Raw genomic sequence first — 13,354 nt, 5'->3', positions numbered from 1 at the left:
ACTGGGGCTCACCTCTGGAATCGCTTGTAAACACTGGCTCTTACAATATACAAACCAGTGTATTGTGTACCTTTCCCATCATAAAAAGCAGGAATTTCTCCCTGCCTTTTATGTTTATTTATTCACTTTCTAAACAAAGATACTACTATTTTTACTATTATCATTATCACTATAAATCCTATACCAATTACTACAAATATTGACTTTAGTTTTTCTGAAACTGAAATAAATTTCTGAATCTGCTCACTGGATATCCAACTTACAATCAGTGCACAAGTTGCAACTATCATTGACAAGAAAGTAAAAATCAATGTTCTTGCCTGAATCTTATGGTTTTCGACAGAATTTCTATATTCTATATTCGTGTCAATGTAACCAAGAATCTGCACCAAAACATCGTATGCCTCATTAGCACGTTCCTCCTGTGTTTCGAATAATCGTTCTGTCATACTTTTATCTTCGCCTGGCTTTTCAAAAAACATTTCTTTAAATTCGGAACTGTCATACATTTTTTCCTTTTGTTCATTATAAAATCTTTTATAATATAGTATTTCCTTTTCAACTTCCGCTTTAAAAGCTAGCCAACTTTTTAATTTCGTCTGTCTTCTATTGAATATATCACACTGTTCCATATATTCCTCTACTCGCGAATATGTTTGTTTGATAATTGTATCTCTTACTAAATATTGCGAATAAAAGTATCTAATATCCATTGGCAAAATCATTTGATCCATACTCTGCCTTTTTCCATTTCCATATATGTAATCAATACTATTCATCTCATTTGACCAGTTGATACATGCACATCCACTTTTGGTAAAGTCGCAAGATCGTGGACTTTCTACGTTAACACTTCTCCAGAATTCAGAATTGCTATTTGCTTCAATATTTGTTTGGTATACAATCATGCTTGGAAGAATTTCATTTTTCCTAGTTAGATATAAGGTAATGTTTTTTTTGATAATTCTAGCGACATTCCATTTTAGACTTTTGATACATTCATCCAAAAAATTTTGTTTGTACATACTCCCCGCATGTTCTGCCATACCCATTTTATAAAATTCATACCATTTTAGATTCTTACCCTCAATAACACAATAATCCTCAATATTGTCAGTACAAAATGTATTTAGCTTATCGGCAAATTCTTTATTCACAAACAATGTATAGATAACCGTATTTAATGATGTTGTTAATTCTTGAAAGCCAATATACATTCCCGTAGCATACTGATACAATGGTGATGATGATTTTATTCCAAAACTATATGTAGGCATTACAAATTCGCTTGGAATAAAAGATTTCAAATCCAAAACCTTATCTTCTTCTCCTATTGTAAAATTCGTAGATGCGTGTATTTTTTTAAATGCATTTATTTCATTTGAAAACTTCTCCATACTTTCCTTTGGTATAAAATCGAACATATGGATATATTGAATATTATAAAATGATGTATCACTCTCCAAAGGTGCATTGTTATATGTCATTTTTTGTCTATAAGATTTTGAAGAAAAACTTTGATATATTTGTTCGTTTTCTGTCAATGGAATAATTTTTTCAGTCCGCTTTCTCCATTTTTTATAATTATTATAAAGAAATAACATCAGCTTTGATTTTAATGACTTTTTTCCCTTTCCCGGATAATCAATGCTAATTCCATATTTTTCTTGAAGCTCTTTATACTCAAATTTACATTTCATGACTTGTCCTCACATTTTATGATTACAGATTTTACTTCATATCTATCATACCATTTAACTTATCTCTATGAAATATTAATGTAAAAAATCTTTCTCTATATCTTCAACGACTCCAGCAGCCACACGCCCAACGCATGACTGCCAGCCATCAGTTATTTTCCACTTTCAATCTACAGATTCTTCACCATATCCAATTCTTTACGATCCAGTGCCTTTTTCAAACTTTTGTTTTCTTTCTTGAGTTTTTCGTTTTCCACTTCCAGACCATGCATCTGCTGTTGCATGATCTCGATTTTCTTCTTCAATGCCATGTCTCCGATGTATCTCTTAGGATCTACCATTCCAACCTGTTGCTGCATGGCTCTGTCAATTTCTTTTCTGACAATCTGATTCTTATAAAAGAATCCTCTTGATAATCCAGTCTTTTCCATAAGTTTTGGAACCGTTACTTTTTCTCCTTCGTCCATCATCCTAAAGATTGCTTTTTTTGCTCTGGTGATTTTTTCTTCGCTATGCTCTTTATTCAAGGCAAGCATCTTGTCGTATTTTTTCATATTCTTCACCCCAACCATCTAAATTTCCTTCTATGATATCTGATAGTTTCTGTCTGACTCGGCGCGTCTCATCTGCCATGATTTGATTGCTCATTTTTCGATAATACTTGACGTTTTTCAAGCTGCTATGTCCAAGCAGTCTTGCGATTGTCCAGTCATCAAGATGCATCTCCGTTAGTTTCATTCCATAATAATGTCGGTATAAATGCGTTCCGAAACCGAAAATCCTACCTTCGTCATCCCGCAAATCTTCTTTCATTATCATGGACACAATCTTCTGCTGTAAAGTGTTGTATTGCAGTGGTCTCTGAATGTTTTTTTCGTCCACGAATATGTATGTGGTTTTTCCATATTTCTTTTTTGTATCATCGATAGCCAGCCCAATCAGCATTGCTACTTCTGCGCTAATCGGTTTTTCAAAAGTATGCGTCTTCATCTGCCGAATCCGGATCATATCTTCCTCGCCATTCTTATACAGGCAATCTGTCTGCAGCGTAAGAGTATCCGATATACGCAGCCCCAGCATTTGATGGATAATCATTGTTCTGGCAGTCTGTGCATCTAACTTTACGATACTTGCATTCAGCCTTTTCAGTTCTGCATCTGAGTATGCTTTGAACTCTGCTTTCGATGCAGGCGGTATGTCTCTCGTTAAAATCAGGGATTCCAAATGCTGCCATCCATAACTTTTTCCGATGCTGTCAAAAATCGCTCTGAGTCTGGTTAATTCCGAATGATAATGTTTCGTCGATGTTTCCTCTGTCTTTAAATAAATCAGATATTCTTCAAATACTTCCCGATTGATGTCTAAGCAGGATTCAATCTCAGGACACTTTTCTTTCAAAAATCGTGACAGACGCCTCATTGCAGTCAGTTCCCTTGCAATACAGGAAATGGCTTCAAATCTCAGATTCAGATAAATCCCCTTTTTGACCTCATTACGAATATCCGGTTGATATATCTTCGTAAAATTAAGTGTTTTAAAATTTTTAATTGGATTCAAATTCACCGAAATCTCCAGTTTATCCAACTGCCAGATATCCTTCTCTATTTCTTCCATATCATCTTCTGGCTTTAAAAAATCTAATACACGCTCCACGTAGAGAATCAGTGGTGCACAGTATGTTGATTCATTGCCATAAACACTGATTGAAGATTGGGTGAGTTTGATTCCACTTTCCAGCATCCATCCCTTTAACTGCTGCAGCCACTTTTCTCTCGGTCTGTCTGACAAGCTCTTTGCCCTTTTCCCACGTTTATTGATAAACCGACAAAATTGATGATATAACGTTCTCTCATCCATTATCGTAGAAATGGCTAATTTCTGTGTTCTGTCCTTTATGAAAGATTCCAATTCGTTTCTCATCTGTATTGCTGGAAGCAGTTCCAGATCAAAGCAGGCATCTTTTGGAATCTTATTTTTTTGTTCTTTCGATGCTTCGTTATAACAGTCCATTTCTTTAAGATATAATTTATGTTCCAATGTCTCACCTCTTTTTCAGGCATGTGGCCAGGCTATTCCCCGGTCTCTTAAATAATTCTTCACTTTTCTTATTAATCTTTCTTGGCATATAGTCGATATACTGCAAGGTCATTTCCTCGTATGCATGTCCTAGATAGTCACGTATCCCTTGGATAGAGACGCCATTATTGTAAAATTCACCAGCTATCGTATGCCTGTAATCATGTGATTGAAACATATAATCACCATTTTGGATTCCATTGCTCTCACAATGTTTGATCATCTGATTCCGAAACGTACCATACTGGAAGGGTCCACCTTTGCTGTTTTGAAAAATATAATCCTCCGGCTGTATGTCATGCTTGTGTTTGTACACTTTCATAAGTTTATACAAAGATGCTGGGATTGGAATCCGTTTATAAGTCTTCATTTTAATCTGGTAGACTTGTATCCAGGCATCTCTTCCCTGCACATAGTAAGCATCCCCTTTTAAGGTACACACCTCACTGGCACGCAGTCCGATTCCCCATAAGTGTAGATACATCAGCCTTAAATGCTCTGGAAATAAATATAATTTTTCCATGATTTCCTCACTGGCACTACTCTCTACGCTTCTGTCATGATGCTTTGCTATTGTCTTCTTCAAATAATACTGTTCACAAAATGGAAGTTTTGTGATTTTTTCTTTCACCCTTAGATAATCAAAAAAGTGTAGAATCGCCATAACCTGCTTATTATATGTCTCTGCCTGAATTTCTCTGCCATCCATTCTTTTAAAATACCAGTCCATAATATCAGCAGTTATTTCACATACGCTATCGGAAGTCTTCTCTTCCAGTTCAGTAAGGAACTTTCTCACAATTATAAATTCCCCTCTTAAGTTTCCAATCGAGAGATTCGTGATACCAAGCCCATATTTGCAGTACATTTGCAGGAGTTTTCTATTTCGCTTATCTTTTACTTCCAGATAGGAAAAACTTCCAACAGGATTGGCAGGATTCACCCTTCCTTTTTCAAAATGAAATCGTTCCATATACCAGACATTGGCATCCCAGTGAATTTCGGCTGCTTCCATAAAAAGTGCTTTTCGGCTGATATCGATAATGCAGCTAATCTTCCTTGGTTCTGATGCTTCATATAATGTACTTTTGAACGCTTCCACCTGCTCTAATTCCAGATACTCAATATCTTCCACTTGATCTTCCACGCAGAAATCATAAAACCTTTGGAGTGCCTGTATATGTCCATGTCGTACTTTCACCTTATCGTATTGCCTGATAATATAATGCAGGATGGTATACACCTGTTTCTTCATGTTCTCCGAAGCCTGTCTGCTAAAATCCCATACCAGATCTTTTTTCTTGCCCGCCTTATCAAAAAGCATCGCCAACTCCTGATCTGGATGGTATGGAAGAAATAATATCTGATTTCGATATTCCAGACGGTTTGCCGCTCTCCCGGCCAGCGTCCGCATCTGTTCCCTGATAGAATGCTGCTTGATTCGGTCAAATCCTTTTAAGTACATACTTATTGAAACAGGCTTGACTTCGGACTTTAAAAACACTTCATATTCCATTCGCATAGAATAATCAATTTCACTAATGTGCCATACCAAAACCTGCCGCATGAACTTCTTGACTTTATTTCGATAACTGCTCTCTACCTCTGTACAGGCATTAATTTCATTCTCTAACTGTTCTTGCAGTTCCTCATAATTTTGTGATTCATATTCCTGCGATATTGCCCGCAACATTTGGTAGGCAGGCATCTTGCATCACCTCTCTTATAAAAAGTTCTTAATGCCATAGATATCTGAATTCTGCTCGTAAAATTTTCTGCTTGCATCCTTCAGTTTGTTATCCATGACATTCAAATATCGAATTGTGGTATCTAAATGCTTGTGACCGAGTGCCTTGCTGATCAGTTCCAATGGCCAGTCTGCTTCCCATCTGGTATTTGCAAAGTACCGCCGGAGCATATGTGGCGTGATTTGGATTCCGGTTTTGTTCTCCATACGGGTGAACATATCGTATACGCTGTCTGCCTTTAATGGTTCCCCTTTGGTATCGCCCTTGATATTGACAAACAGGTGATTCTGGTGCTGCAGGATATCCCAGTATTCAGCAATATAATATTGCAGAAATTCAAAGGTTTCTTCACTGATCTTTCCTTCTCTTTCCTCTGCGTTTTTCGCTCTGGCATCATTCGCATTATCATCTCGAAAATCCACACGAATCATCCGTTTTTCATAATCAATATCTTTTGTGTAGTCGATTCCAAGGATCTCGCCTATCCGGTATCCCGATTCCGAGATCAGCAGGATAAGAACCTGATCACGAATGTTCGTACATGCTTCCAAAATGGTGATGATTTCGTTCGTCTGGGCTGCCCTGACATTCCTTTCTTCTGCCTTTAGATATCCTTTAAATGCCTTTGACCGCAATGTCCGCTTGACTCCTACTGCATCTGCTATCGTCACCTGATTGTAGGACAGGACATTCAGTCCGCCAAACTGCTGATATTGCATCTCCACAAAAAGATAGAACCTGAACACATCCTTTAGGTATGCATTGCAGGTTCCATTTCTTGGTTTTTTATCCATATTCTCTTTATGTTTTCCCATCCGCAGCCATTCTAAGAACCCTATGAAAAAATCATATTGCTGTTCGTATCCCAGAATGTATACGGATGTAGGGCTTTTTTCCTGTTCCTTACTATATTCCAAGTAATACCCAATGGCAAAGGCACTTCGTCGTATGGTGTTCGGTGACCGATTGGCTCTGAACATATGCATCAGATATTGGGTTGGAAGCTTCTCGATGGACATGGTCTCCAGATTACGGATGTAATAGTATTTCTTGGATGCTTCTTTCTGCATCGCCACCTCATAATTCTTCATCTCGCTTCCACCTCTTTTCCTCTCTGACGCTATACACAGTATACCCACTACGGGGCAGCAAAGCAATTCCAAACTGCCCTAAAACCGCCTGAATAACCACTGAACTTTTGCCGGAATATCTTCCAAAATGAAGCACTACCAACAATGCCGGAAACCGCCTATTTCCCATAATAATCTGTGTTCTTCTTCCTTCGGATAAAGGCTTCCACCTCCCGGATATCATCCGTCATCAAACATTTTGGTAGTGCGCTGATGACCGCTTTATGATACCGCCCACCTACCACTGCTCTGTGATCTAAAATCGACACCACGCAGGTGTCCTGCTCTGTCCTTATGGCTCGTCCAAATCCCTGCCGCAGCTTCTTTTGCATATCCGGCACGATGATGGACTTGATATATGCCTCCAACGTATCGTACTTCTCCTGCTCCGCTTCACTGATGGGGTCTGGAACAGCAAAGGGCAGCTTTACGATGATAAGGGAAGACACCATGTCACCCGGAAAATCCACACCTTCCCAACAGGAACCGGCTGCGAACAGCACTCCGTTCTCTAGCGACTTAAACCGCACGATTTCTTCCTGCGAATGCCTCCAGACTTCCACAAGGTCAAAGGGCAGACAGTCGCGCAGCATCTGATATACGCCGCTCATTAGCGAGTAGGACGTGAACAGTACCAGCGTATGCCCATTGGTCGCCCGAATCAGGGAATGAATCTGCTCTGTAAGCATAAGGACTTCCTCTCTGCTCCCTCTTTTTACCTTCTTTAAATTCTTTGGAAGATATAAAAGACAGTTCTCCCGGTATTGAAATGGGGACTCTGCCACATACTCCCTGACCCTTTCTTTTCCTTCCAGCCCAGTGATCTGTCTTGTCCTTGAAAATCCCTGCCCTGCCTTTAGGGTGCCGCTGGTTAAGATGGCTGGGGTATTCCCCTGCCATAAGGTAGCATGCAGGATATGAGGGATATCCCTGCTTGCGGTACATAACACAGGAAATTCTCCTCTTCCCCTTTGCAGGTAGAGGATGTGGTTCTTATCCGACTTCTGAAACACACGGAGGATTCCTTCGGTTTCTTCCAGCCTGTTCAGTACCCATTTGGAAACACTCCCTTTAAGCTGCTCTCTGACCTGCCTGTACTTTGTGATGACCGGAGCAAATAAAAGACTGCTTTCTCTGGTCGCCACAAAGCGGATTCTACCGGATTCCATCTGCGGATATAATTCCTTTAAAGACAATAGCAGATTCTCCGATACTTCCCGAATCCTGCCAGCCTCTCTGCTCTGATGCTCCTTGATCAGAAAAGAGGACAATTCCAAAACACTTTCCTGACTGAAAGACTTCCCATACATCTGCATGGCGGCTTCCTGCAGCTTGTGAGCCTCATCCACGATGAGTGCTTTATAATCAGATAGTAACGGACGGTACTCTTTGCTTCGATGCAAGGCATCTGCAAGCAGGTAATTATGGTTGCAGATCTGGATGAATACCTCTGGCTTCTTTGCCTGTTCCAGATACTTCTGATAGCGGCATTCCTTCCTGCCCGGACACTCTCTTGGACAGAACTTCGGAACACATACCAGTTTCCGGTCAAATCCGCTGATGCCCTGCACCTCATCTATATCGCTATGACGTTTTAAAGAAAGAAGTGCCTTTCTCTGCGCTGGATTCTTATGCTTTTCCCGGACTGCCGCAATGCGCTGTTCCAGCCTGTAATCGCAGACAAAATGTTCTTTTCCTTTTCGGACTACTGCCCGAAGCGGTGATGCAATCACTTTATGATTCTGTAAGATTTTTGAGAGAAAAGGGATGTACTCCCTTAACACTGCTTTCTGTAGGGCAATGCTGGAAGTAGATACGACTACGGTATGGCTACCGCTTACTATGGACTCTCCCATCATGGATGCATATTTTCGCATAAGGATGCAGGCTACCAGATAGGCATAGGTCTTTCCAATGCCTACCCCTGCATCGCATAACGCAATCTGCTTATATAAAAGAGTATCCAACATCTGATGGCTTAACCGAATCTGTTCCTCCCGTACGAAAAGTCCATTTTGGGGAAGCAATGTACAGAAAATATATTCTATCTCCTCATGAGCCCGCTTGGAACGTATGTTATAAGGCATGTTTTTTCCTCCTTTCTTCTGTTTTGATATTGTTGATATCACATGAATACGGCTATAAGTCTCCCCACAGCCGTATGTATCTGATATCAACTTTCTTATTTCTTTCATTGATATTGTCATTGTATTTACACCCGTACCCCCAATGCTTATCTTCCTATTTGGAAAAAAGGGAACACTATGGGCAGGCTTTTGGCAAAAAACCGTTCGCAGGTATTCCAAGGGTCTTGCTGATTACAACCCAAAGTCCACCTTTCTGCATTTACTTACAGAGACACGTATCATTATCTCCTGTAGATGATCATGGCAAAAAGCCAGCCACGGCTTTGTTTTAAATGAAAATAATCGCTCGAAACAATCCGGTTACTGCTCCTTTACTTATGGCAGTGCTGGTATTGTTTGTCCTCGCGCTTTCTTTATCACGCTTCTATCTACAGGAACGTACCCATAGTGCTGATATGAAGTTATCAAAGAACAGGGGCCGCATATGCCGCCTTTGGAATATGTTTTAAATATCCCTCTATATATAAAGCCTATATAGGTGTCACTTTGTTTCACATTTCAAGAAAAAATTATCTTTCTGTATTCATACCGTCCTTTTCACAACTGGTCTTTTAATTTTTCCCGAATACGTTTTAACATGCGTCTCACTTTCGAATAATGGATTCCCATTTTGTCTGCCACCGCTCTTAAGGAATAACCTTCCAGACAGTAAAGACGAAAAACGTCCTTTTCTTTTTCCTCCAGCCTGTTTATCAAAAACTCCACATACACTTTATCAATTGCCTGCACATCTGTTTCTGTCTCTTCCCGCAGGTAAGAGCCTTTTTCCAGATACTGTTCGGCTGTCATGCCCATATAAAGGACACCATATTTATTTTCCTGTTCTTTTAAATACCGTTCCCTGCGTTCTGCCTGGTAATAAGCTATATAAACCTCACGTGTAACTTCAATGAGCTTTTTCTCCACAGGGATGAAATAATGTTTCCTTTCGCTAAATCCTTTCGCCATTTTTACACAAAAAAACTGCACCAGTAAGGAAAAGACCTTTCCAGCTTGTTTTTCCATCTTCCTTTCCCTATTACTTATGGATTTCCGATTTTAAAACAACCGCTGATGTCTTGTTCCCTTTGCACTGGTGCCTCTAAACATTCCTATATTTTAGATCCCCAAACAAATCATGACGAAACTATCCTTGGTTTTTTCATGCAGTCTTGCTGCATTTTTGACCCTCAAAGGGGTTCTTTGATCATACTTAAGTATGATTGTCTTCTTTACGGTAACGTTCAATCATTTCAAATAATTCTTCTACCGTAATGGTTACGATTCTCTTACATTTTCCACATTTGATTTCTATTTCTCCGCTTTCTACCAGCAGGTCAAAGAGCCTGCCTTTGCATTTATCACACTGATAAATTGCTTTAAACAACGTATTTACCTCCCATGTCTATTTACTTGACCAGGGATGTTAGCCACGGGGCTGCTGGTTTACCAAGCATTCTTGCATTTAAGTATGCCATCTCCAAAGTAAGACATGTATGTCCTAAATAATAGCCATCCATAGTAGATATTGCCATTGCAAGATCCGCCTTTTCCATGTTTGTGAGACAGATCGGCAATAAAAACTGTACTCTGTCTCGATATAGCTGCGGAACTACTATGGTATAATCCACAGATGCTTTCCTTCTTGCATACTCCACTCCCATTTCTAAGAGAAGCGGCAGATTTTTTACCTTGCGGATTTTAGGGGGAATCCGTTCCAAGTTTTCTTTATCACTTAAAATATGTTCCACATTTACCCGTATCTTCCATCCCTGGTTGTATTGGGCGCCATACTGCGCCATATCATAGGTCGGCTTTAAGGGCAGAGGTTCCACCTGCATCATGTACGGTGACATCTCATCCACAAATCCCTGAAAAAACCACCGAAATGTAGATTCCGGTTTCCTGTTTTGTGAAAATACACCATAGATTGCTTTATACCTTTGGTTGTAAAGTCCCGTATGAAAACATGCTAATTCAGTATTTATGAAGAGATATTTCTCTGCCTGCCTTTTTTCTTTTGCTAAATTGTATTTGGATGTCTGCCTGTGAAAAACGTGTTGTATATATCTCTCTAAAATTGGGGTTTTTTCATTTTTATATGTATACTGTGGCTTTTTAAATGACCAGGCCTCCGGCAATGCTGTTTTCTTTAATATTTCCAATTGCTCATACCAATCAGGGATATAAGCAAAATCAAATAAATCCTCTGTAATCATTTTTCAATTACCTTCCACTTTTTAATTCCCTCCAAATATTTATATTGGAGCTGTATTTTTAAATCTTCATCAAGTTGATAATACTTGTTTCCATTCTCATCTTCCGACACGGTAGTCACAAGGCTGTTTATATACTTATCGTAATGCTGCAGGATGATTCTCTGTGCTTTCGCTTCTCCTTGTACCGCACTGAAAATGATATCCAGCGTCAAAATTGTTTTTTTCATAGTTATTTTAAGGGCTTCCTCTTTCGTAATGGTAACGTATTCGTTTAAATGCGTTCCTGCGCCAGTTATAAATAGTTTTTGTGCTTACTTCAAAATATCTGGCAATCTCTACATCCGTCAATCCATACCAATAATTCATTATAAGCATTGTCCGCTTTTTCAGGGGCAGTTCTTTCATTGCATAATAAAGACGAGCATCATAAATGTTACAGTGATACGTTTTTTCAATGCCTTCCAGATAAAAGCTATCGGAAGGATAGGTATCCACATACTCCTGCTGTTCAAAAAGATACTGCGTTTTCTCTGACGCAACACTTTCTTTATAGTCATTTTTTCGTTTTCTTAACAAATCCAGCAGTTCATTCTTTAAAACTACTTTGCTGAAGCTGTCAAACATTTCAATTAAATATGTATTTTCTGTATTTTCGCTTAAGGGAGCCGACATTGACGCTCCCCCTTCCATCTGTAATTTTGAGTTTGAATTCGTCTCCTTCTATAAGCAAAACGTAAATCAAAACCACAAACCGGAAAGATTTTCCAAAATAAATTTTATTTTTGTCAAAATCAACAAAAAGCCCCTCATTTAAGCGACAACATCCACAAAAAATGTCCGCATTAAATAAGTTGCTTTTTAGATATAAACCATATTTATGCAGACACATCTCAAAAACCGCCTGCTCAAGCCCATATGCAGCATCTCTTCTCTTTCTTTACCCCTTCAATAAAAGCTATTCTCAATAATGCTTTCTGTCTCATAGGCACACCTCCCAAAATATGCAATACATTCTTGATAAACCTACCGAGCATTTTTAAGATTGAAGGCTTCGTATAAATTCATCCCTCATCCGCTCACCATCTACGAGCCATACATTCTGAATTCTTTTTTCATAATCCTTATCATTTAGATATGGCTGACTTATACGGCCTATTGCTACAGGTGCCATTAATAATTTGTTGAATATGTCACCTTCTGGCGGGTATGTATGATAGAGTTTCAACTCCGGCTCCTTATTTTGAATGCGCCAATCTGCAAATTCCTTAATGAAATTTTTGCTGTCTGGGTATTTGATTTTTATCTCAGGAGCAATACGGTACGCTAACATTAGTAAGCCATAGGCGTTGACGCACAATGTCTCTTTCTCTTTATGCGTTTCTCGACTGCTTTTTCTTCTATTATAATGATCGCACAACGTTTGTAATGCGGTCTCCATCGCCAAAATATCGTGTCTGCTGAGTGCACACAGAAAGCTCACTATCGCTCTTTCCCATATAATATGTTTCGTTGTAGTGAATTTTTCTGCCCTTGGCAAAGCGTCATGGAGCATTGCTTCATCCTGATACCATAAAGCCATAAGCATATTTGTGACATGGATATAAAATGGATACCCGTTCTTACTTAGGCCAAGCTCATGGGGCAATCTTCTCTCAAATGTTTCATAATCACCGCAAGCTATGGCATCCAGTATCGGCCAGGCAAACCAGCAATGATCGAAACCAGAGGGGCCGCCAGGCAGTAAAGAATAGCGCTCTTCCTGAAAAATCACATCATTTAAGGATTGCATATCATGGCTGTCTATTGCCTGCGTTAACCAGTCACCATATGAGTTCATTGAAAGCAGCTCATATTTTAATACAATATTTATGAGTTCATTACGTCCGCCGCCCTTACTTATTACCTCATCGAAAAGAAATTTGCAGTGCTTTTCCACTATTTTTGATTTTTTTGACAAAAGAGCTCCTCCAAGTTTGTCGAGCATTCTTATCTCTTGAAGTAGTTCTTTCTCTTCTGCTGTATATTTACTTTTTTTAGAAAATATTTGAAGCATTCTTTATCCCTCCATTCCAGTAAAATACCGTATTCTACAGTGAGCTGCTTTATTTTTTTAGGGTCAATCATTTTTTTCGTGGGATTGACACCACGTAATGTATTGATTTGTTACGCCACCCTTGACCGGATGGAAAAGCAATGCTGTTCGTTTATCACCGACGGCGAAGAACTCAAGAACAATCTTCTTTTTCTTCGTCAAGCCACATAGTGTAGCATTGTTTTTCCATCCCCTCAAGGGCAATCCCCTTCGGGATGGCTGGTTTATACCTCTGGCTCAGTAGCCTAAGAACAATCTTATAT

The 13,354-nt window shown here is 39.2% G+C and carries 12 protein-coding genes; all 12 read right to left on the bottom strand.

Annotated features, from left to right (window positions below):
• Positions 1–122: 122 nt before the first annotated feature.
• Positions 123–1,700: a hypothetical protein gene (locus BUB85_RS14520; protein ID WP_073111783.1), complete on the bottom strand. Its 1,578-nt coding sequence runs from the start codon at positions 1,698–1,700 to the stop codon at positions 123–125.
• 170 nt (positions 1,701–1,870) lie between these two features.
• Complete coding sequence (locus BUB85_RS14515) at positions 1,871–2,254, bottom strand: DUF6262 family protein (protein WP_073111827.1); 384 nt, start codon at positions 2,252–2,254, stop codon at positions 1,871–1,873.
• Positions 2,220–3,737, bottom strand: a complete 1,518-nt coding sequence (locus BUB85_RS14510; protein ID WP_073111781.1) for a tyrosine-type recombinase/integrase — start codon at positions 3,735–3,737, stop codon at positions 2,220–2,222. The genes BUB85_RS14515 and BUB85_RS14510 overlap by 35 nt, the downstream gene beginning before the upstream one ends.
• Positions 3,738–3,741: 4 nt before the next feature.
• The gene (locus BUB85_RS14505; protein WP_073111779.1) at positions 3,742–5,484 is read right to left on the bottom strand and encodes a tyrosine-type recombinase/integrase; all 1,743 of its coding nucleotides are present in this window, start codon (positions 5,482–5,484) and stop codon (positions 3,742–3,744) included.
• Between the two features lie 15 nt (positions 5,485–5,499).
• Entirely contained in the window at positions 5,500–6,615 is a 1,116-nt protein-coding gene (locus BUB85_RS14500; protein WP_073111777.1) for a tyrosine-type recombinase/integrase, read from the bottom strand.
• A 158-nt stretch (positions 6,616–6,773) separates the two neighbouring features.
• Positions 6,774–8,741, bottom strand: a complete 1,968-nt coding sequence (locus tag BUB85_RS14490) for an ATP-dependent DNA helicase (RefSeq protein WP_073111773.1) — start codon at positions 8,739–8,741, stop codon at positions 6,774–6,776.
• Between the two features lie 597 nt (positions 8,742–9,338).
• Positions 9,339–9,806, bottom strand: coding sequence for a sigma-70 family RNA polymerase sigma factor (locus BUB85_RS14485; RefSeq protein WP_073111771.1), 468 nt, complete (start codon positions 9,804–9,806; stop codon positions 9,339–9,341).
• 187 nt (positions 9,807–9,993) lie between these two features.
• Positions 9,994–10,167 carry a hypothetical protein gene (locus tag BUB85_RS21530; protein ID WP_159434655.1) on the bottom strand — a complete coding sequence of 58 codons (174 nt, stop codon included), beginning with the start codon at positions 10,165–10,167 and terminating at the stop codon, positions 9,994–9,996.
• A gap of 22 nt (positions 10,168–10,189) precedes the next feature.
• Positions 10,190–10,999, bottom strand: coding sequence for a DUF3825 domain-containing protein (locus BUB85_RS14480; protein ID WP_073111769.1), 810 nt, complete (start codon positions 10,997–10,999; stop codon positions 10,190–10,192).
• Positions 10,996–11,226, bottom strand: coding sequence for a helix-turn-helix domain-containing protein (locus tag BUB85_RS14475; RefSeq protein ID WP_073111767.1), 231 nt, complete (start codon positions 11,224–11,226; stop codon positions 10,996–10,998). The genes BUB85_RS14480 and BUB85_RS14475 overlap by 4 nt, the downstream gene beginning before the upstream one ends.
• A 7-nt stretch (positions 11,227–11,233) precedes the next feature.
• The gene (locus tag BUB85_RS14470) at positions 11,234–11,671 is read right to left on the bottom strand and encodes a sigma-70 family RNA polymerase sigma factor (RefSeq protein ID WP_073111765.1); all 438 of its coding nucleotides are present in this window, start codon (positions 11,669–11,671) and stop codon (positions 11,234–11,236) included.
• Between the two features lie 364 nt (positions 11,672–12,035).
• Positions 12,036–13,052, bottom strand: coding sequence for a hypothetical protein (locus BUB85_RS14465; protein ID WP_073111763.1), 1,017 nt, complete (start codon positions 13,050–13,052; stop codon positions 12,036–12,038).
• Positions 13,053–13,354: the final 302 nt, after the last annotated feature.

This window comes from Hespellia stercorisuis DSM 15480 (genome assembly GCF_900142165.1).
Taxonomy (GTDB): Bacteria; Bacillota; Clostridia; order Lachnospirales; family Lachnospiraceae; genus Hespellia; species Hespellia stercorisuis.
This window is presented reverse-complemented; position numbering and strand designations above follow the sequence as displayed.